23 protein-coding genes are annotated in these 20,775 nt (G+C 53.3%); 13 read left to right on the top strand and 10 right to left on the bottom strand.

Annotated features, from left to right (window positions below; all coding sequences use genetic code 11):
- Window positions 1–19 precede the first annotated feature (19 nt).
- The 10 genes from ACHZA2_RS03855 to argH form a co-directional block, all read right to left on the bottom strand.
- Entirely contained in the window at window positions 20–880 is an 861-nt protein-coding gene (locus tag ACHZA2_RS03855) for a formate/nitrite transporter family protein (RefSeq protein ID WP_319578598.1), read from the bottom strand.
- 73 nt (window positions 881–953) lie between these two features.
- The gene (locus ACHZA2_RS03850) at window positions 954–2,699 is read right to left on the bottom strand and encodes a DUF2070 family protein (protein WP_319578597.1); all 1,746 of its coding nucleotides are present in this window, start codon (window positions 2,697–2,699) and stop codon (window positions 954–956) included.
- Between the two features lie 11 nt (window positions 2,700–2,710).
- Window positions 2,711–3,613: a PfkB family carbohydrate kinase gene (locus tag ACHZA2_RS03845; RefSeq protein WP_319578596.1), complete on the bottom strand. Its 903-nt coding sequence runs from the start codon at window positions 3,611–3,613 to the stop codon at window positions 2,711–2,713.
- Window positions 3,610–3,948 carry a DUF555 domain-containing protein gene (locus tag ACHZA2_RS03840; protein WP_319540069.1) on the bottom strand — a complete coding sequence of 113 codons (339 nt, stop codon included), beginning with the start codon at window positions 3,946–3,948 and terminating at the stop codon, window positions 3,610–3,612. The genes ACHZA2_RS03845 and ACHZA2_RS03840 overlap by 4 nt, the downstream gene beginning before the upstream one ends.
- A 39-nt stretch (window positions 3,949–3,987) precedes the next feature.
- Window positions 3,988–4,515, bottom strand: coding sequence for a nitroreductase family protein (locus ACHZA2_RS03835; RefSeq protein ID WP_319540070.1), 528 nt, complete (start codon window positions 4,513–4,515; stop codon window positions 3,988–3,990).
- Window positions 4,502–4,858, bottom strand: coding sequence for a hypothetical protein (locus tag ACHZA2_RS03830; RefSeq protein WP_319578595.1), 357 nt, complete (start codon window positions 4,856–4,858; stop codon window positions 4,502–4,504). The genes ACHZA2_RS03835 and ACHZA2_RS03830 overlap by 14 nt, the downstream gene beginning before the upstream one ends.
- A 66-nt stretch (window positions 4,859–4,924) precedes the next feature.
- Entirely contained in the window at window positions 4,925–5,269 is a 345-nt protein-coding gene (locus tag ACHZA2_RS03825; protein WP_319540072.1) for a DUF5350 domain-containing protein, read from the bottom strand.
- A gap of 77 nt (window positions 5,270–5,346) precedes the next feature.
- Window positions 5,347–7,197: a Glu-tRNA(Gln) amidotransferase subunit GatE gene (gene gatE / locus ACHZA2_RS03820; protein WP_319578594.1), complete on the bottom strand. Its 1,851-nt coding sequence runs from the start codon at window positions 7,195–7,197 to the stop codon at window positions 5,347–5,349.
- Window positions 7,194–8,438: a Glu-tRNA(Gln) amidotransferase subunit GatD gene (gene gatD, locus ACHZA2_RS03815; RefSeq protein ID WP_319578593.1), complete on the bottom strand. Its 1,245-nt coding sequence runs from the start codon at window positions 8,436–8,438 to the stop codon at window positions 7,194–7,196. Before gatD ends, gatE begins: the two co-directional genes overlap by 4 nt.
- The gene (gene argH / locus ACHZA2_RS03810) at window positions 8,435–9,913 is read right to left on the bottom strand and encodes an argininosuccinate lyase (protein ID WP_319578592.1); all 1,479 of its coding nucleotides are present in this window, start codon (window positions 9,911–9,913) and stop codon (window positions 8,435–8,437) included. The genes gatD and argH overlap by 4 nt, the downstream gene beginning before the upstream one ends.
- Window positions 9,914–10,274: 361 nt before the next feature.
- Here argH and ACHZA2_RS03805 point away from each other — a divergent pair, with 361 nt between their 5' ends.
- The 13 genes from ACHZA2_RS03805 (at window position 10,275) to ACHZA2_RS03745 (ending at window position 20,773) form a co-directional block, all read left to right on the top strand.
- On the top strand, window positions 10,275–11,348 hold the full coding sequence (locus tag ACHZA2_RS03805) for an ABC transporter substrate-binding protein (protein WP_319578591.1): 1,074 nt from the start codon (window positions 10,275–10,277) through the stop codon (window positions 11,346–11,348).
- A gap of 145 nt (window positions 11,349–11,493) precedes the next feature.
- Window positions 11,494–12,282, top strand: coding sequence for an ABC transporter permease (locus tag ACHZA2_RS03800; protein ID WP_319540077.1), 789 nt, complete (start codon window positions 11,494–11,496; stop codon window positions 12,280–12,282).
- Window positions 12,282–13,049, top strand: a complete 768-nt coding sequence (locus ACHZA2_RS03795; protein WP_319540078.1) for an ABC transporter ATP-binding protein — start codon at window positions 12,282–12,284, stop codon at window positions 13,047–13,049. Before ACHZA2_RS03800 ends, ACHZA2_RS03795 begins: the two co-directional genes overlap by 1 nt.
- Before the next feature lie 53 nt (window positions 13,050–13,102).
- Window positions 13,103–13,615, top strand: coding sequence for a 50S ribosomal protein L16 (locus ACHZA2_RS03790; RefSeq protein ID WP_319540079.1), 513 nt, complete (start codon window positions 13,103–13,105; stop codon window positions 13,613–13,615).
- 107 nt (window positions 13,616–13,722) lie between these two features.
- Entirely contained in the window at window positions 13,723–14,562 is an 840-nt protein-coding gene (locus ACHZA2_RS03785; protein ID WP_319578590.1) for a fumarate hydratase, read from the top strand.
- Window positions 14,559–15,134, top strand: a complete 576-nt coding sequence (locus tag ACHZA2_RS03780; RefSeq protein ID WP_319578589.1) for a FumA C-terminus/TtdB family hydratase beta subunit — start codon at window positions 14,559–14,561, stop codon at window positions 15,132–15,134. Before ACHZA2_RS03785 ends, ACHZA2_RS03780 begins: the two co-directional genes overlap by 4 nt.
- The gene (locus ACHZA2_RS03775) at window positions 15,131–15,403 is read left to right on the top strand and encodes a ferredoxin family protein (RefSeq protein WP_319578588.1); all 273 of its coding nucleotides are present in this window, start codon (window positions 15,131–15,133) and stop codon (window positions 15,401–15,403) included. The genes ACHZA2_RS03780 and ACHZA2_RS03775 overlap by 4 nt, the downstream gene beginning before the upstream one ends.
- A complete protein-coding gene (locus ACHZA2_RS03770) occupies window positions 15,400–16,515 on the top strand; it encodes a 2-oxoacid:acceptor oxidoreductase subunit alpha (protein ID WP_319578587.1) in 1,116 nt (371 codons plus the stop codon). The genes ACHZA2_RS03775 and ACHZA2_RS03770 overlap by 4 nt, the downstream gene beginning before the upstream one ends.
- A complete protein-coding gene (locus ACHZA2_RS03765; RefSeq protein WP_319540084.1) occupies window positions 16,512–17,303 on the top strand; it encodes a thiamine pyrophosphate-dependent enzyme in 792 nt (263 codons plus the stop codon). Before ACHZA2_RS03770 ends, ACHZA2_RS03765 begins: the two co-directional genes overlap by 4 nt.
- Window positions 17,293–17,826 carry a 2-oxoacid:ferredoxin oxidoreductase subunit gamma gene (locus ACHZA2_RS03760; RefSeq protein WP_319580935.1) on the top strand — a complete coding sequence of 178 codons (534 nt, stop codon included), beginning with the start codon at window positions 17,293–17,295 and terminating at the stop codon, window positions 17,824–17,826. Before ACHZA2_RS03765 ends, ACHZA2_RS03760 begins: the two co-directional genes overlap by 11 nt.
- A gap of 12 nt (window positions 17,827–17,838) precedes the next feature.
- The gene (locus tag ACHZA2_RS03755) at window positions 17,839–18,924 is read left to right on the top strand and encodes an ATP-grasp domain-containing protein (protein WP_319578586.1); all 1,086 of its coding nucleotides are present in this window, start codon (window positions 17,839–17,841) and stop codon (window positions 18,922–18,924) included.
- The gene (sucD, locus tag ACHZA2_RS03750) at window positions 18,921–19,787 is read left to right on the top strand and encodes a succinate--CoA ligase subunit alpha (protein ID WP_319540086.1); all 867 of its coding nucleotides are present in this window, start codon (window positions 18,921–18,923) and stop codon (window positions 19,785–19,787) included. Before ACHZA2_RS03755 ends, sucD begins: the two co-directional genes overlap by 4 nt.
- 5 nt (window positions 19,788–19,792) lie before the next feature.
- Entirely contained in the window at window positions 19,793–20,773 is a 981-nt protein-coding gene (locus ACHZA2_RS03745) for a hypothetical protein (RefSeq protein WP_319578585.1), read from the top strand.
- Window positions 20,774–20,775 lie beyond the last annotated feature (2 nt).

The raw sequence follows: 20,775 nt of genomic DNA, 5'->3' as shown, positions 1-20,775 counted from the left end.
TATTGGTAGAGATTTACCTCTACCCTTCCAGTTCTTTTTTGAATGAGAACCAGTATAAAAGTCCTGCAAAGAAGAGACCACCTATCAGGTTTCCGATCGAGACCGGAATCAGGTTACCCCACATCGTGCTCCACCCTAGGTTTGCAATCCCTGGCCCGACCTGCGCAACCTGAAGCGGTGTGAGTCCTCCTGCGGTAAAGAGACCGGCTGGTATCAGGTACATGTTTGTCACCGCATGTTCAAGACCGCTTGCCGTCATTGCCATCACCGGGAACCAGATCCCCACTATCTTCCCGATGACATCATCAGCACATAGGGCAAGGAGCACGCCTAGGTTGACCAGCCATCCGGCAGCAAGTGAACTTCCGATCAGAGAGAAGAACCCGGCCACTCCCACGGCGTTGCACTTCGCAGAGGCGATGCCCACGGTTGCGATCCCTGCAGTTGTGGCACTTGTAAGGCCTGATGGATCGGTTGATGTCAATGGGCCTGCAGCCATGAGTGCAGCAAAGAAGATGGCACCCAGAAAGTTACCGGCCCATACCAGCGCCCAGAGGCGAACAACCATCATCCATGAGATCTGCTCCCTGCAGGCAGCAAGCGGTGCAAGCATCGCATCTCCTGTGAAGAGTTCTGCGCCGGTCAGAACTGTCAGGATCACACCGAGTGGGAAGACCGCTCCTCCGATGAACCTGACCATCCCTGCACCGAGTGTCAGTTCCATTCCGGTAGTGACTGCAATCAGGAGAGCTGCCCCCATTCCAATGTAAGCGCCTGACATCGCAGACCTGAGCAGAAGATTCCATACAGGAAGCTGAACCTTGTAGACACCAAGATCAGATCCTGCCGGAAGAATAGAAACTGGCGAATGATAACTCATTGTCCCCTCCCTGGCTGAAAGACCATCTTTCTGAGTTGGATATGCTTGTTCATATTCACTTCCTCACTGCTGATCACGAGAGAGCCATGTACGCGATTACTGACAACACAACTGTCAGCAGGAGCATTCCTCCGCTGATTGGAATTATGTAGACCAGGATTGTGTTCACGATGCTTGCGAGCTGGGCGATGGAGTCTGACCCGAAGATCACTACACCTTCACATGACGCTGTGCTGCCTGCCGCAGTTGCAGGTGAAAGATCATCAAGTGCCTTCGCAACTCCGTCGTCGATGAACGGCATCAGTGCAGCAGGAGGAACACGAAGACCCACCGGGTTCTTTCCTGATATGGTGTTGACCACATGGGTATCGGTAGTCATAATCTCGGCCTCATCGACCATGGTGAGCACTTCATCCCTGATCTCCTCCCGTGCCCCTGATGCCATGTTGTTCCCATCAAGGAGGATATATGCGGTCTTCTGACCGCTGACTTCTGTGATCAGCACCTGAAGTCCGATGTCTCCGATACCTGCTGTCCTGGGGTACGGGAGTGGGATATGTGCATAGCCAACTGATAGGGCTGAAGTCTCCGTCTGGTCCCATTTGTCAAAAGCCTGGCAGGCAGCAGTGAAGTACTCGTGGGCGGTCCGTGTCCCCGGACGAATTGATGCTATCTCATCACCGATGCAGTTGTGTGCATCAACGAATCCGATATGCGGAGTTCTCCTGTGTCCTTCGCAGAGGATTGCATGACCGATGCAGAAATCAAGATCTTCAGTCTTGTCAGGAGAACGGGTACTGACCATCAGGAGTGTATCACCGATCCTCTGGTAAAGGAGGGAAACCGACCCTTCGGTTATCCGCGTGGATATACAGGCAACTCCGGTATACTCGAGATGGTCTCGAGTCAGGTTGACAGCATCTACCAACTTCTGGATCTCTGATTCTGAGACGAGGTTGAAGTCATGGGTTGCACATCCGTGTGCCACCATCACCTCCTCCTCGAACTGTTCGCGCAGGATAGCCGGAAGGTTCCCGCCACCGATCTCCCCCATAGGTCCGGGATGAACATTAGGAATTGTGAAGATGAGATCCTGCTTTCCGGGACGCCTGAAGAAGATGCTCACCTGGGGGACGAAGGCCTCCTCCCCGATGCCACGGAAGAACTCCTCCATGCTCCGTGATCCATCGGTCAGGTGTGCAATAAATGCGTTGAGAAACTCAAGCCCCCTGATCCTGAATGCACGGTACAGTGGGCGGTCAATAAGCCATATAAGAATGGCAAAGCCGGTTCCGAAGAGGAGAAACAGGACCGGGGCCAGAGTCACAAATGGCTGGGGGAAGATGAACAGGCCACCCACGTAACCAGTGAGGCTCTGGATCAGCGCCGGTGTTATCACCCTGTTCATCCGGTAGTCTGCTATCGAGACCAGGATCAGAAGTCTGAGGCCGAAGATAAACCCAAGTGCGATAGCAAAGATGAGTGCCAGAAAATCCCTGAGCACGATAAGACCTATCAGCGTGATCAGTGCTGAGAAGAGAGTACAGGATACTGCCAGCAGCGCACTTCGATTCCATGTCATCTGCCTGCCGATCATAGTGATCAGCGGCCTTGTTGTGATGAGTGCGGCAAGCCCTGGCACAATAAAACAGAGAATCCCGAAAAACCGGTATTGTGGTGAGAGACGCCATGATATCGCCTCGATGAGCAGCCCGAGGAGGACAAGGATCAGAATTGACTTCGGCCATCCCGGTGCCGTGAAGATGTACCGCGACATCGACTCGATCTTGACTGCACTCTCTGTCCTCCCCTGTTGCATACTTCCTCCGTTCAGGTGCGTCGTGATCCTTCTGGGTCTGGTAACGGACCAAACGTATCGGCGTACCGTGCTTTCATGCGGGTCCGGTCTGGAAGCGCTGTCTGGCATCCTGCCTGCTCCACGATAAATGACGCCGTGACGGTTCCTACTTTTGCTGCTGTAACCGTGTCATATCCTTCAGCATAGGCGGTCAGGAACCCGGCGCGAAATCCATCTCCTGCCCCAGTTGGATCAACGCAAGGCACTGTCACTGCAGGAATTGTTGTGGTAGTACCCTGCTCTGTGATCAGGCACCCGTCACCACTTCTCGTCTCGATCGAGATTGGGACCTTTTTCACCAGATCTTCATGTGAAATTCCCAGCGTTTTGCACATCCCGACATACTCATGCTGGTTTGCGATCAGAATTTCGATGTTCTCAAGGATCACCTGCAGGTGCTCTTTGGTATACCGGTGGATATCCTGACCTGGATCAAAGCTTGAAAATGCAGCCAGCTCTGCAACCCTGACATTAAATGCAGGGTCTGCTGTTGCCATGTGAACAAACTCAAGCCTCGGTGCCTGTTCAGTCTCGAATGCCCGTGACGCTCCCCACTCAAAGAATGTCATCTGCGCGCCATTCGGATCCGTGAACATAAACGCTGTTGCAGTATTTGCATCAGGAACAACGAAGAACCGCTTATCAATCTTCAGCTGGTCCATCCATTTGTCATACTCACTGCCTGCAAACTCTCCTCCTACTGCACTTATGAGAGCTGCTTCTCCACCGAGCACCGCAATTCCTGCAGCAATATTCGCAGCTCCCCCTCCGAAGAATACCTTCCGGTCAAGAACTGAAGAGGAGGCGTTGGGTGATGGAAGGTGGGAAACCTTGCAGATGTGATCCACTGCGGTATGTCCGACGACCTCTATCATAACTCCTGCACTTCCACGATCTCAAGTGGGACGTCACGCAGCGCCTTTCCCACCACCGATCTGGCGATTCGCCCGGCATGCTCTGATGAGTCAGCCTTGAAGACCTTCATCTCCATCCGCATCCCCACAAGTGCAGTCCGTGCAATCAGTAACGCACAGGGGAGTTCTTCATCACACGAAGGGCAGGCGATCACTCCAGCCTCAACATCCACGAACTTGGCGGTAGGGTTTAGTCTCTTTCCTGCCTCACTGATCGCAATTCCGATCGCGTCATCAACAGACTTGACATCCTTGATGACCCATGCCGATTCCAGCACTACCAGATAATCTGTCATTCCTTCTCGCGGGTGGACGGATCTACCGACAGGAGCCGGTTACCACTCGTCCTGATGTATGTGTTCCTGCACGTCTTTGCGTGCTGGTGATATTGCTGCTTCTGCTCCGTATCCAAGAGCAAGCAGGGTGACCGGTCTGATGTGGTTTGGAAGTTTGAGAATATCCCGCACCTGATCATCGTCAAATCCTGATGTCCAGCAGGTTGCAAGGCCTGCAGCGTGAGCACCGAGCATCAGATAAGTCGCAACGATTGATGCCTCCTCAAGCGCATAGAGGATACCCCGTTCACTGTAGCGTGCCATTGACCTGACATAGTTTGCACAGACCACAAGGACCACGGGGGCATGAGCGATGTGTTCCTGGTTCAGTGCAGCATCAGCGAGAAACTCGCGCACTGATGGATCGCGTACCACCACGATATCCCATGACTCTACATTTCCTGCTGAAGGGGCCCTTGGTCCCAGTTTCAGGATTGCATCAAGAAGTTCAGGCTCTATTTCACGGTCCTGATACTGCCTGACTGAGGTTCTGCCTGAAAGAAACTGTCCGAAATCAGATAAATTCATGTTTTTCCAGTTCCTGCCAGGAGTGCTGCGCCACGGTGGTAGCAGCACTGATAGAAGATCCGATCTGCCTGACTGCGCCATCAAAGTCACTGCTTTCGACAAGACTGATGGCTCCGTTCAGGGCATCAATTGCCCGTTGGAAATCAGGCAGGTTTGTTGAACGAAGTGCGAACTGAAGTTCCATCCGTACCGACTCGAGACACTGCAGGACAATCTTCATGCCCCCCGTCCGTTCAGCGTCCTTCAAACCTGAAAGGACGGTGATCAGTTGTGAGGCGATCATCAACTCAGACTTGGATCGCTCCCCGTACTGAAATGCAGATACTGCGAGTTTCTTATCCATAGTACTTACTGTCCTGCTGACTTAATGTAGCCTGCCAGCCGCAAAAAAAGGGTTCAGATATTCAGGTTATTTGGAACGGGTCTTTGGTCCGAGCATTGAGACCTTTGCTCTGGTGATTCTGCGGCGGGCTGCCATGGTTCTGAGATCCTGTGGCTGTCCCGGGCTTGAACGCCCGCGGCCGCCACGTCCTCCGCGACCTCCACGTCCTGCTGGTGCAGAGCCTCCTGCTCTTCCGTCACGACCTCCACGTCCACGGTTTGCATTGCGCTCAAGTTTCTTGAGTGCAGCCTGTGCCTTGAAACGCTGGTTCGGCCCTGGCTTCTTGGCTGCTGCTTCTTTCCTGGGAACGAGTCTGATCTGACCCTTGCTCCCTTTTACCTGGTTCCATTCTGTTGTGCCTGTCTTGCCCATTCAGATCACCTATAAAATGCCTATACTATTGCTGGTTCTCATCAATTAAAGGTTATTCATATTCTCGTCTTACTGCATTATCCATTCAGGACTTTCGCAATGGCCGTCTGGAGTGCCTGGCTCACTGCTTTCCCATCCACAGACCCTCTGACTTCTTTCATGACAACACCCATCAGCGGGCCTGCTGCAGCAGCCCCGCGTTCCCTTACAAACCCTATTCGCTCTTCCACAATCCGCAGAACTATCCCATCCAGATCTGATGCTGATACTGCGGGCGCCAGGGTTGAAAGAGCAGCCTCAAGATCTTTTCCTTCAGCGAGGGTTGTCAGGAGTGCCGGCATGGCTTCCTTGGCTGCCCGGCCTTCCTGAATAACATCAAGCACGCTCCTGATAGCATCATCACGTACTGTGTCCACAGAAACTCCCTCCCTGCTCAGTTCACGCAGGGTTGAGTTGAATGCACGTTCCGCAATACTGGCCTTAATCCCGGCAGCAACAGCCTCTTCAAACGCTAGTGATCGCTCTGAATATGCAATCTGTCTGGCAACCTCTCTTGCAAACCCGTACTCCTTCATGAACCGCTCAATCCTGTCACTGAGCAATTCCGGAAGTTTCAACCCCTCCCAGTCTTCACGTGTGACCCTGACCGGAAGGACATCTGTCTCAGGGTACATGCGCGCAGCGCCTGGAAGAGGACGCATGTATGATGTTGATCCTTCTTCAAGCATCTTTCGCGTTTCTTTGGGGATGCCCTCAAATGCAAGGTTGGCCCGTCTGATGATCTGTTTTATCGCACATCTGCACTTTTCAGGAGTATCTGCAACAATGATCACGCAGTCATCCTCACCTGCAGACAGGGCGCTCTTCAGCGCTCCAACTTCCTCTTCTGTTACCCCGTATGCAGGCAGTTCATCGGTGTGGAAGAGTCCGCCGACTCCGCATTTCTTTGCGTAGTCAGACATCTCGCTCCCGAGTCGTCTTCCCGGCTGGATCTCCCTGCCTACAAGTCCTGCGAACCTGTTGAGCCTGATGGCAAGGATCATCTTTGCCTTCTTCAGGATTTTGCTCCCGCTCTCTTTGAAGAGACCGGTCACATCAACCGGCTCGGTCTCAACAGATGCGCCGCGTGCAATGAGATCATCCCTGATTGTAAGAAGTTCAACCTGACGTCTCACCTCGCGCCTTACAACCTCGGCAAGCAGATCAAGTTCCTGGACACCTTTGATCTCAACCCTGCCGCCATCACGGATCGAGACATTGACATCCTGCCGGATTGTCCCGATCCCCCGTTTCACCCGCCCGGTTGATCTGAGATACATACCGATGAGTGCTGCAGTCTCCTGAACCGCTTCAGGAGTGTGCAGGCAGGGAGCTGTGGTTATCTCAATGAGTGGAATGCCGAGCCTGTCAAGTGAGAATGTAGCGTCTTCCAGTCTCTGTGCTGCCTCCTCCTCAAGGCAGACCGTCTCAATGACTCCTCCTGACGGGAGATGACCATTCATCGCAACAAGGGCAGTCCGCTGGAATCCTGATGTGTTTGATCCATCGATGACAAGTTTACGCATCGTGTGGATCTCGGGAACCGGTGACATTCCGGTGAGTTTTGCAATGGTCAGAACGATATCAAGTGCCTCCCTGTTAAGGGGGGTTGGTGGTTCTTCATCGTTCTCGACTAGGCAGGTACTGTCATACTGGAGGTACCGAAACCTCCTGACCTGCATCATCTCTTCTTCAGCTGCGCGGTCAAGCTCTCCAAGTTCTGACCTGGTTGCCCGCAGGTACCGGAAGAATTCACCACTGGATTCATCGGCCTCCCTGATCGTAGTCGGGCACCGGCAGAAGAGTTTTGTTGTTGTGTTGAGCTGCTGGTGGATCTCGATACCTGCAACAAGCCCGAGTCCTTCATAATCTGTTGGTGAGCGGGTCATGCGAGAGACCTCCTGTCAATCTCACCAACCAAATCCGCCAGGAGCATCTCCCTCACCCGCTCCGGTGAAGAAGTGTTTCCGAGGACCCACATGAGTTTCACAAGCGCTGCCTCGGGGAGCATATCCTCTCCTTCGATCACTCCGATGGAGAGGAGATCTCTCCCGGTATCATACACCCGGTCACAGACCCTCCCGTTCAGACATTGTGAGGTCATGACTACTGTTGTCCCGTCTTGCATCAGATCGTCAAGCCGTTTGATAAACAGGCTGCTCACATGACCAAGGCCGGTTCCGGCAAGCACGATTCCCTTGTATCCGGTGTATGCAGAGAGGATTGCAGGATCCATTCCCGGGTAATAAGAGATGAGTGCACAGCGCTCCTCCAGGTTGTCGGCGAGCACAAGGTCTCTGCTTCCTCTGGTCACTGCTTCTGGAGTTAATGTCACAGTGAGATCAGGATATGTTACGGTTCCGAGAGGAGGAATTCCGTGGCTCCGAAATGCATCACGTCTTGAGGTATGCATCTTCCTGACCCTGGTTCCCCGGTGAATGGCACAACTGTCATCACTCGTGCCTGCGTGCATGATCACCACCACTTCTCCCAGATCAGAGGTTGCAGCCTTTGCCGCACAGAGACCGTTCATCAGGTTGTCACTGCTTGGTCGGTCTGCTGATCGCTGCGAACCGACAAAGACGATCGGAACTGGCGTCTGCACCATGAAACTGACTGCAGCCGCACTGTACGCCATGGTATCGGTTCCATGGGTTACAATGATTCCCGTGGCCCCGCCCTTGATCTCGTCATGAATTGCTCTCGCGAGCTGCTGCCAGATGGCCGGCGTCATGTTCTCTGAGAGGATGTTACAGAGTTGGACCGCACTGAACTGTGCTATTGAGGACAGGCCCGGTATTGCATGAAGGATATCGGTAGCCCTGAACTGGCTGGTCACGGCCCCGGTCCGGTAATCGATCCTGCTTGCTATCGTTCCACCCGTTGAGACGATGGTAACCCTGGGGAGACTCACATTCTGTGCTACCTCCACAGGCTCAACAGGCTCTGTAACCGCCTGACTCGAAAGCAGTGAGCAGTCCTCCTCACGAACACCAATGTTATACCCTGATCCCAGTTTTACTACAGCCATGCCGTCACGGCTGGTGATAAAAGATCCTTCAGTACTGGCTTCTCCTACCTTGCAACTGACCAGATCCCCGGTCGAAAACGCACTCTCATTTAAACTCATGACTCTGTTATCCTCTTCGCTTCCCTGATGAGACGGGCTATCGCCTCTTCCACGCGTGTTACTCTCCGGATGAGTGCTGCCTCATCCTCTGCAAGTATCTTCTCCCGTTCTGAAATCGCCTCTTCAGTTGCAGAATCTGCCGGTCCTCCCGGCCATCTCCTGATTTTTACTCCGGCCACGGGGTCAAGGGCATCATCAATAATTGTCTGTGTGAGACCTCGTGAAGAGAGACTGGCCCCGGTCACTTCAACTGCTGCTTCGTCCAGGGTCTTCAGATCCATAGTTCCTTGACGCACAGCATGCCCGACGATATGGTGGGCGGTTCTGAACGGAATGCCGTACTGGCGCACCAGCTGATCAGCAACCTCGGTGGCAGTTGAGAACCCTTTCCCAGCTTCTTCTGCCATCCTGCCGGTGTCAAACCTGGCCGTTCTGATCATTCCTGCCAGAAGATCGATGTCCCGTCTGATACCGCTGATGCCCCTCCAGAGGTGCGGGTTTAGATCCTGTAGATCCCGATTGTATGACATGGGGAGCCCCTTGGTGATCGTGATCGCTGATACAAACTCACCGAGGAGACTCCCGGCACGTGACCTCAGGATCTCAGCCACATCAGGATTCTTCTTCTGCGGCATGATGGAACTGGTGGAGCAGTATATCTCGTGCAGGTCAACGAATCTGACAAACGCCGAGCTCCAGATGACCAGTTCCTCGCAGAACCGGGAGAGGGTGGTGAGCAGGATTGTATCAGCGGCCAGGATCTCACCTGCTGTGTCACGTCCTGCAACCGCATCCATGGTATTCAGCACGAGGCCGTCAAACCCGAGAAGCTCGGCTGTCATCGCTCTGTCTATCGGGTACCCGGTTGAGGCAAATGCGGCTGCACCAAGGGGAGATAAGTTCACCCGAGCAAGGGCGTCTGAAAGCCGGGAAAAATCCCTTCCGAATGCCTGTTCATAGGCGAGAAGATGATGAGCCAGTGTGGTTGGCTGGGCGTGCTGGAGATGGGTGAATCCTGGCATGATCGCGGAACTGAACTCACGGGCACGTGTGATGAGAACTCTGCGTAACCTGATAAGGGCATGGAGTTGTTCAAATATTTCAGTCCGCGTTCTGATCCTGATGCAGGTGGCAACCTCATCGTTGCGTGATCTCCCGATATGCAGCCTCCCTCCTGCCTCGGCACCTGCCTCTCTGGTCAGTCCTGACTCGATACCTGCATGTATATCCTCATACTGATCATCGAAAGCCTCTGCGGGAACTCCTTCCTGAAACATCCTGAGCAGCGGTTTCATCAGGGCTGTTGCTATCTCATCTGTTACAATCCCCTGTCTGTTCAGCATAAGCAGATGAGCCATGTCAACCAGCAGATCCGGCTCTGCGATGAACCGGTCAGCTTCCATCGATGAAAGGAACGACTCAATGTCACGGGTCCGCTCCCCGCCGAGGCGGCCCTGCCTTATCACGTCTTTCATCTGGTATATCCTCCGTTATGTCTGCACAGCTTCTTCAGAAGGGAATCAACCCCACAAGAATTCCTGCAACGGTGATTATATCTCATAAAATAACCGGTATCCTTCCTTACAGTACGCCATCCGTACTTCAAATTAGTTATCGTATTGCCAAAATGATAGGAGAAGATCAGGCACAGGTATGAGAACAATCTCTGCCCTTCTTCTAATCGAGCTCATGAGGTACATCAGTCACCGTCTCATGCTTTTAGAGGGCAAATATTTGTTGATGTTTGATCCTATGGTATCAATCGAGTATCATTACTGGGAATCCCAGCGACGAATTTAAGTCTGTGCCCATCCCAGATTTGTGCCACAGGAGTGTATGATGAAACGGACATTCGCCCTTCTCGCCGTTCTTGCCCTGATGGCAGGAATGGTATTCCTCTGCGGCTGTACTTCAGCGCCGCAGAAGTCTGAAACCGCGGCAAAAGAGACAACCGCCCCGGTAAAAGCTGAAGCCACCCAGGCACCTGCAAAGGCAGCACAAACAGGACCAAAGACCGTCCTGAACATCGGGTATCAGCCAAGTACTCACCAGATGGCATTCATGACTGCCTACAGCAAGGGCATGTACAATGAGTCCCTCTCCGGAGTAGGCATCAAAGAAGTGAAACCATTTAACTTCCCGACTGGAGCACCTGAAATGCAGGCCATGCTCGCCGGTGATCTTGACATCGCCTATGTTGGATCTGCCCCGTTTGTAACTGCAGTCGCCACCGGTCTTGATGCAAAGATCATTGGTGCAGTGCAGACCCAGGGATCTGATCTTGTCCTGCGGAATGGCCTGACCTATTCAAAGCCGTCAGACCTGAAAGGCCTCAAGATCGCAACTTTCCCGGCAGGCACCATTCAGGATACCATCCTGCGGACCTGGCTCAAGCAGCAGGGTCTTGATGACACCAAGGATGTCGAGATTGTGGCAATGGGTCCGGGAGATGCAACCACCGCAATCATCGCAGGTAAAGTAGATGCAGCCTTCCTGCCGGCACCATCCCCGACAACGGTTGAGGATGCAGGTGCAGGAAAGATCATTGTCCATTCAGGCGAGATGGCTCCGGAGCATGCCTGCTGTGTTCTTGTGGCAAGTGGCGATATGATCCGCAACCACCCTGACATTGTAAAGGCAGTTCTCGCTGTTCACCAGAATGCAACCGAATATAACAAGAAGAACAGTGAAGAGGCAGCCGGATACATGGCATCCTTGACCGGGATGAATGCCTCAACCATTACGCGCTCTCTGAAGGAGTGGGATGGTCAGTGGGTATCAGATCCAAACATCATTATCAAGTCTGTCTCCGGATATGCAACCGAACAACAGGCTCTCGGGTACATCAAAAAGAACGTGACCGAGCAGGAACTCTTCGACATCAGTTTCTGGAAACAGATCAGCCAGTAATCAGATCCAGGTACGGACCTGTTGCCATATGGCATCAGAGCCCCTACCCATACTTTTTCCTGCTCTTTTCTGTAACATATACTCAGAAAGGTACCATGCCCTGCCTGTCTCGTCATGGTATCATCTGAATAATTGAGATATTTGTATGGGGACAAACACATCACCCGGGAAACAGTCACCAGTCTGGCTGGTGATCTCGCTCACGGCTGCAGTCATCTTCTGGCAGATTATTGCAGATTATGTTGTAAGAAACAAATTCATTCTGCCTTCTTTCACTGACACCTTTGCGGCTCTGATTCAACTCTGGGGTGGTGGAACGATATGGGTCGACATCTGGACCAGCCTGATGCATTTTGCAATCGGTCTCCTACTTGCGCTTGCGGTCGGGGTGCCTATAGGGATCTGCATCGGGTGGTTTGAGCGGATCAACAAGCTGCTCGATCCCCTGATCGAGATCATCCGCCCTATTCCGCCCCTGGCGTGGATCCCGTTTGCGATCGTCTGGTTCGGACTCACAGATTTCTCTGCGGGTTTTGTGATCTTCATCGGGTCGGTCTTTCCGATTCTTATCAACACCTATGAGGGGTTCAGGAGTGTTCCCCGGGTCTTTGTAGAGGCCGGGAGGATGCTTGGCTGCACCAGCAGCATCTCCCTCATCAGGTACATCGCCCTCCCTGCCGCTCTTCCACATCTGGCTGCAGGGTTTCGGATCGCTTCAGGCGTTGCATGGATGTGTCTCGTTGCAGCCGAGATGTTCGGAGTCTCACGGTTTGGGCTTGGTCAGAAGATCTGGTGGTATTACAACCTGCACCAGATGGACAGCGTCCTCGTCTACATGCTGCTTCTCGGGTTCATCGGCCTGTTCATAGACTATCTCTTCAGATACGGGATTGATCACAGTCTCCTGCGCTGGCGGGTTGGGGAGGTAAACTGATGGGCAGCGTCGAGATCTCAGATATTAAGAGAGAGTTTACCCGTGATGACGGACTCACGGTCCAGGCTATCAGCGGCGTCAGCCTCTCAATTGCTGATGATGAGTTCGTCTCGTTTGTTGGGCCTTCAGGTTGCGGGAAGACCACCCTTCTGCGAATCATTGCCGGACTGGATCAGGCAACCTCCGGTACGGTTCTGGTTGATGGAAACAGGATTGCAGGTCCGAGCCCTAAAGTTGGGATGGTGTTTCAGGAGTACTCGCTCTTCCCCTGGCGAAATATCCTGGATAATGTAGCCTTTGGACCTGAAATGCGGGGTCTTTCAAAGGTTGAGCGATATGATCTTGCGCGCAGGTATATCTCGCTCGTCGGCCTTGAACAGTTTGAGAAGAGTTATCCGTATGAACTCTCAGGGGGAATGCGTCAGCGTGTAGCAATTGCCCGTGCTCTCGCAAATGATCCTGATCTCCTTCTGATGGATGAGCCCTTCGGAGCATTAGATGCACAGACCCGAAACAAGATGCAGTCAGAGCTCCTTGAGATCTGGGGACGGTCAAAGAAGACGATCCTGTTTGTCACCCACAGTGTGGATGAAGCGGTCTTCCTCTCTGATCGGATCGTGGTGATGAGTCCGCGACCCGGGAAGATTCGTTCGGTTGTTCAGGTACCGATTCCGCGACCCCGGGATCGGACTGCATCAGAGTTTGGAAGCCTCAGGCGTGATGTACTCGGTCTTATCGAGGAACAGTCACGGCAGGCAAATGATTAATAGGAATTTTGTCCATTTACTAAAGCACATATACCACTGAGGAGATTCGTCCGATGGTCAGAAAGCCAAACTGCATGTACAGGAAACTCGCAAAGAAGGCATATACCCGTAAGGAATACATGGGTGGTGTCCCAGGGATCAAGGTTGTCCAGTTCGATATGGGCAACCTTACCGCCGAGTTTCCAATGTCTGTCCACCTTATCGTGGACGAGAGCTGCCAGATACGACACTCTGCTCTTGAAGCAGCACGTATGAGCATCAACAGGAAGCTGAACAAGGAACTCGGAAGGAGCAACTACCACCTGAAGCTGCGCACCTATCCGCACCACGTTCTGCGTGAGAACAAGCAGGCAACCGGGGCCGGTGCAGACCGTGTTTCACAGGGTATGCGCCTTGCCTTCGGAAAGGCTGTCGGTACTGCAGCACGTGTGATTCCTGGTCAGAAGATCTACACCTGCTTTGCAAACCCGCAGAGCATAGAAAAAGTGAAGGATGCCCTTCGTCACGGTGGCCACAAACTTCCGTCCCCGACTCACCTTGAGATCGACATCAAGGACGAAGCCTGAACAATAATCCATACTATCGCCGGTCATCGATGATCGGCCTCTCTTTTTCTTTGTTCTTCATGTGTCTTTCTGCTCATTTTATATAGTGAACAAGGGGACTCGTACGTATGTCTTCGGCGGATATCCCTGACCTTTTTGACCGCATTGCGGCGGCAACTGCCAAAGCGATCCGTATTGCTGAGATCACACTGCCCCCTGATGTTATGAGCCGGATCGTTGCAGCATCAGAGAATGAGACAAGCCCTGTAGCCAGACGGGAACTTATGCACATTCTGGAAAACATCAGGCTTGCAGAAGAGCGGCAGGCACCAATCTGTCAGGACACCGGTATCCCAGTTATCTATCTCACCCTCCCTCCCGACATCTCCTACACTCCTGCTATTACTGAAGCAGTCAGGAAAGGAGTCAGGGAAGCGACCGAGAAGATACCTCTCAGGCCGAACCTTGTTGATCCGATAAGCAGGCACAATACAGGAACTAATACAAGTGCAGATATGCCTGCCGTCCATATTACCGCCGGAGACCGGCTGCAGGTGACAGTTCTTCCCAAAGGAGCAGGTTCCGAGAATGTCTCCAGGCTCAAGATGTTTACACCTACTGAAAAGGATCGAATACCTGAGTTTATTGTTGAGACAGCTCTTCTTGCAGGAGGAAGACCATGCCCGCCGATCATACTCGGAGTCGGCATCGGTGGTACCTTTGATGGTGCAGCATCTCTTGCCAAAGAAGCTCTTCTTGAACCTCTTGATCAGATGACCTCTGAAGAAGAGGAAATCTGCCGCAGTGTCAACGATCTCGGGATCGGTCCGATGGGTCTTGGCGGAAAGACCACCTGTCTTGGTGTTAAAATAAAGTCTGCCGGATGTCACACTGCCTCGCTCCCGGTTGCAGTCAACATCCAGTGCTGGGCTGCACGGCGAGCAACCGTGGAGGTGTCACTCTCATGACTTCTCCTGATCCGATCGAACTGAAGACTCCGCTCGGAGATGAGATCCTCTCCCTGAATGCCGGCGATCTGGTGACACTCACGGGCAGTGTCTATACAGCCCGCGACGAAGCACACCTGCGAATGCAGGAGGAGGGTATCCCGTTCGATCCAAAGGGGGCAGTGATCTATCACTGCGGTCCGGTTGTACAGAATAACAAGATTGTGGTCGCCGGACCCACAACCTCAGCCCGTATGAATCCTCTTACCGGATTTGTGCTGGATGCCGGAGTGAAAGGGCTCATCGGGAAAGGAGGGATGTCATCAGTAGTCAGGGATCAACTGCAAGGCCGGGCCATATATTTCGCGTTCACCGGTGGTTGTGCAAATCTTGCAGCAGCGAGGATGGAACTTGAAGGGGTCTCCTATGAGGATCTCGGGATGGCAGAGGCAATATGGCAGATCAGGCTTGATCATCTCCCCCTTGTTGTTGCAATGGATGCACACGGAGGCGACCTCTTTGCTGCTGTAGAGCGGTCAGCACATGAAGTATTTCAGCGTGCGTACCCAACTTGTACGGGAACCCGACGATGAAACTCGAGATTGACGAGTCCCGGTGCAAGGGGTGCAATCTTTGCACGATGGTCTGCCCATACCGGATCTATCAGCCGGGAAAAGTGCCGAACCGCCGGGGAATCTATGTCCCTCATCTGGATCGACCGGAACGATGCCCGAACTGTCGCCTTCAGCAGATATACGGGAGACGGCTCTGTGGTGTCTGTGCGTTGATGTGTCCTGATCAGGCGATAAGGTGGGAGAAAGAGAAACCGTACGAACCTCATAACGTGGTGATTGAGTATTGACCAGGCTTGAGTTTATGCAGGGGAACATCGCCTGTGCAGAGGGAGCACTTGCTGCAGGCTGTACCTTCTTTGCCGGTTACCCGATCACCCCTTCCACTGAAGTAGCAGAACACATGGCAGCAAAACTGTCAAAGAGAAACGGCTGCTTTATTCAGATGGAGGATGAGATCGCAAGCATGGCTGCAATCATCGGAGCAGCCTGGACCGGAGTCAGGACCATGACTGCAACCTCGGGCCCTGGCTTCTCGCTGATGATGGAGAATATCGGGTACGCGGTGATGTCAGAAACACCCTGTGTGCTGGTCAATGTGCAGAGGGGTGGTCCGTCAACCGGGCAGCCGACCATGGCAGCCCAGGGTGATATGATGCAGGTCAGGTTTGGATCGCACGGCGACTTCAGTATCATTGCACTCTCTCCTTCAACGGTCCAGGAGTGTTTTGAACTGACTGCAAAGGCATTCAACCTTGCAGACCGGTTCAGATGCCCTGTCTTCGTCATGGCCGACGAGGTCATCGGCCACATGCGTGAGAGGATCACCATCCCTGACAGTGTTCAGATAGTAAGGACAAAACCTCTAAAAGATGGCATGCTGCCGTTCACACCCGAAGAAGATCTCATCCCCGGGTTTGCTGCCTTCGGTACCGGCAGAAAGATCCCGGTGACCGGTCTGACCCACAATGAGAAGGGATATCCGGACTCAACTCACCCGGCCAGGCATGATGCTCTCGTCCGCAGACTCGTCGACAAGGTAGAGAATGCACGTCACCAAATTGCAGACTTTGAGATCGTTAATGAAGATGCTGAATACGTCTTTGTATGTTATGGCTCCCCGGTCAGAACCGTGCAGGAGGTTGTCCAGCGTACAAAAACGCTGGGCACCGGGTATCTGCAACTCAGAATTGTCTGGCCGTTCCCTGAAGATCTCTTACACAGATTCCCGAATGTGAAGGCCTTCATCGTCCCTGAACTCAATCTCGGTATGATATCCCGTGAGATCGAGCGTCATGTACGTGTCCCGGTCATATCAGCAGGAAAGATCGGGGGAGAACTTCACTCACCTGATGAACTCATCGCGATTGTTGAGAATCTTCGCTCCGGAGGTGCTCCATGAGGGATGAGTGGCTTAGGAAAGACCGGCTCCCTCATATATACTGTGCCGGATGTGGGAACGGCACGATCATCAACTGTGTACTAGAAGCGGTCGACCAGATCGGCTGGAACATGGATGAGACTGTCTTTGTATCCGGTATCGGGTGTTCTTCTCGTGCACCTGGCTATATCCTGACTGACTCGCTCCATACAACACATGGGAGGGCACTTGCCTTTGCCACCGGTGTGAAGATGGCAAATCCGTCGCTGCATGTGGTGGTCTTCACCGGGGATGGGGACCTGTCAGCGATCGGGGGAAATCACTTCATCCATGCCTGCAGGAGAAATATCGATCTCACCGTCGTCTGCATGAATAACTACATCTATGGAATGACCGGTGGCCAGGGAAGTCCGACGACTCCTATAGGGAAGACGTCAACCACTACGCCGTACGGTGCCGAGGAGACACCATTTGATCTGGCAGAACTTGCGGTCGCTGCCGGGGCGAATTATGTGGCACGCTGGACTTCCTTTCATGTTAAGAATCTGACCCAGGCCGTTCTTGACGGGATGAATACACCTGGATTCTCGTTTATCGAGGTAAGGTGCCAGTGTCCTACCTCATTTGGACGCCGGAACAAATACAGACAGCCTGGGGATTTCATAACCTATCTGCGTGAAAGTGCCATCCTGAAGGAACGATGGGATCAGACCACCGCTCCCGGTGATGAACTTCCTCAGGATAAATTCCTGGTCGGAGAGTATGTCCGAAGAAAACGGCCTGCCATGGGGGTCCCTCATGAGGCATGAGGTCAGGTTCTCCGGGTTTGGTGGCCAGGGGATCATCCTGAGTGCGGTCATTCTTGGCAGGGCCGCAGCCCTCTATGATAACCGGTACGCTGTTCAGACTCAGGTATACGGGCCTGAAGCAAGGGGAGGTGCATCCATGAGCCAGGTGGTCATCGATGATGAACCGATCCTCTTCCCTAAAGTGAAGATCCCGAACCTATTTGTCATCATGAGCCAGGAAGGGTTTGAGAAGTACGGCAAAAATGCCTCTGTCGAGGCAACGATGCTGCTCGATTCAGGTCTGGTTCATGACCGCCCTGCCTGCAGGTACATTGAGATCCCGGCGACCCGGGAGGCTAAAGAGAAACTCGGCCGGGATATCGTTGCCAACATAATCATGCTTGGCAGTCTGACTGAGGCCACTGGTGTAGTCTCTAAAGAAGCGCTTGAGAAGGCTATCCTGGCAAGTGTTCCAAAAGGCACAGAAGAACTGAACCTTAATGCAATGCGCCTTGGGTTTGCATTGGCCTCACCTGATCAGTAAGGAGAAACCTGGATGAAGTTACTGGAATATGAAGCAAAAGAGATTCTGAAAGAAGCAGGTATCCCGGTCCCTAAAGGGATCCTTATCCGTGCGGGTGATGATGCAGGAGCCGGAGCTGCACAGATCGGGGAACTGGTTGTTGTCAAGGCGCAGGTTGATGTTGGTGGCCGGGGTAAGGCAGGAGGAATCCAGATGGCCGACTCTTCAACAGTCCAGGAGGTTTCAGACCGCCTGCTTGGATCACGGATCAAGGATGTTCCGGTCCATGCCGTGCTGGTTGAGGAACGAATCGCAATTGAGCATGAATATTACCTCTCCATCTCCATCGACCGCTCATCAGGATCTCCACTCATCCTCTTCACTTCCAGCGGAGGTGTTGAGATCGAGGAGGTTGCCCAAACCAATCCTGATGCAATCAGGCGGGCAGTTGTTCACCCTCTCCTGTCTGATGTTCCGGGATACACTATCAGGTACCTTCTGAATGGGGCACCCAAGGAACTGGGTCCGGTTATCAATAAACTCTACCTGGTGTTCAGGTGCCGTGATGCTCTGCTTGCCGAGATCAATCCGCTGGTGACAACTCCATCCGGGGTATATGCGGCAGATGCCAAGATCATCGTCGACGATAATGCCCTCGCGAGGCAGGGTATCTCTGAGAATCGTGACCTTACTGACCGTGAGCGTAAGGCTGAAGAGTATGGGTTCTCGTTCGTTGAACTGGATGGTTCCATCGGTGTGATCGGAAACGGTGCAGGCCTTACGATGGCAACTGTGGATCTGATCACCGTGCTTGGAGGAAAGCCTGCCAACTTCTTAGATGTCGGTGGTGGCGCTGACCGGGTGAGGGTTGCTCATGCTGTTCGGCTCCTTGGATCCATGCCCGGAGTCTCGGTGATCATTGTCAATCTTCTCGGTGGGATCACCCGCTGCGATGAAGTGGCTGCCGGCATCATTGAGGCCGGAGTTGGTCAGCAGGTGATCGTCAGACTAGCCGGTACCAACGAAGAGGAAGGAAGGACTATGCTGAACAAATACGGGTACCGGATGCTTGATACCATGGAAGAGGCAGTGGCTGCTGCTGTCGAGGTGGCACGATGATCTACGCGGACAGGAACACCCGGGTCATTGTTCAGGGCGCCACCGGTAACCAGGGATCGTTTCACATCGGCAGGATGAATCAGTATGCACAGTCAGTCGGCGGGTCTGGAGTTGTGGCAGGAGTCACACCCGGAAAAGGTGGCCAGGAGTCTGGAGGGGTTCCTGTTTATAACAGTGTTCACGAGGCTGCTGATTCCCATGATGCAACTGCTAGTGTCATGTTTGTGCCCGGGGCAGCGGCCGGGGACTCGATCATGGAGGCAGCAGATGCAGGACTTGACCTTGTGATTGCCATAACTGAGCATATTCCTGTTCATGATGTGATGAAGGCATGTGCCTACGCAGAGATGCGGGACTGCACGGTCATCGGCCCCAACTGCCCGGGTCTCCTCTGTCCGGGAGAGATCAGCATGGGAATCATGCCTTCGCATCTGTATACACGCGGCCCGGTTGGTGTCATCTCCAGGAGCGGGACCCTCACCTATGAGGTGGTTCATGAACTCACTCGGGCGGGGATCGGGCAGAGCAGTGTGGTAGGGATTGGGGGCGATCCTGTTATCGGTCAGACGTTTGCTGATGTTCTGGACAGATTTTCTGAAGATCCCCAGACAAAGGCAGTCGTGCTTCTCGGTGAACTTGGAGGGAATCTTGAAGAGGAAGGAGCACGAATGGCTGACCTGCCTGTTGTTGTCTTCATCGCCGGAACAACGGCTCCTCCGGAGAAGAGAATGGGTCATGCAGGAGCCATTGTATCAGGCGGTGAAGGGGATGCAAAATCAAAAATACAACGCCTGAAGTCGCTGGGTATTCCTGTTGCCTCCCGGCTCTCTGAGATACCCGGTCTGATCAAAGAGATGGTGTAATAGGTATGTCAATTCTTGATAACATCAAAGGGCCCCGTGGTGATGAGGGGGATCCAAATGGTGGGAAGTTCAACCCGTTCAAACTCCTTGATATCGGAGAGATCATGGTCCGGTATACTGACGGGATCAGGATCAAGGACTTTGTATTTCTCGCAGTTCTCACCAGCGAACGGCTCATCCTGATCGACAGTGCCAGACAGGGCACCGGGCAGATAACAAAGGAGATACCGTTCTCTGTGATCAAACAGGCTGAACTTGAACGAGATGAGCGGGATCGCCCAAGCCTTGCTATCTCAATGGAAGTAGGTGGGCAGCAACGCGTAATGCGACTTGTCTTCACCGGGCTTATCAGCGAACCCGAGACCGAATGCAGAGAGTGGTTTACTGCAATCAACGGATACCCGCCTGAACGGATTGAAAAGCAGGAGATCAGGTTGGATGAACCAGTGACCTCTCCAGCACAGGAACAGCGAACATACCCGGAGCCGGTAATGCAGCAGCAGCCTGCACCTGAATTACCTCAAGTGAGTTATGTCCCCCCTCCAGTACATCAGGCTCCTCCGGTTCCCACCCTTTCCCCGGAAGTGATCCAGCCTGTATCCCCGCCGGTTCCGATCGCGTATGAACCTCAGGCAGATGAGATAAGAGCCCCTGAACCGATTCAACCTCCTGCCCCGGCTTATCGGCAGCCACCTCCACCAGAGCCTGTAAAACCGGCTCTCCGTGCTGAACCTGCACCAGTTGTTCCAAGAGTTCCCTCAGTCCCCCCGGCAGCAAAAAAGGTTCCTCCCTCAATTCCGGTCCAGGAAGGTTCTGTCCGCATCATCATGGAAAAGCCGGATATCTCCCCTGTTCGGTTACGTGCAGAACCTGCAGGAGAGAAACAACAGAAGGGAAGTATATCCTGGAAGTATTGTATCCAGTGCGGCTCACGAATTCCTTCGCAGTCACGGTTTTGCCAGTCCTGCGGAAGTCAACAGACCTGATT

Origin of the sequence: uncultured Methanospirillum sp., from assembly GCF_963668415.2 — an archaeon.
Classification (GTDB): Archaea; Halobacteriota; Methanomicrobia; order Methanomicrobiales; family Methanospirillaceae; genus Methanospirillum.
The sequence above is the reverse complement of the archived record's forward strand: the minus strand, read 5'-3'. Positions and strand labels throughout refer to the sequence as shown.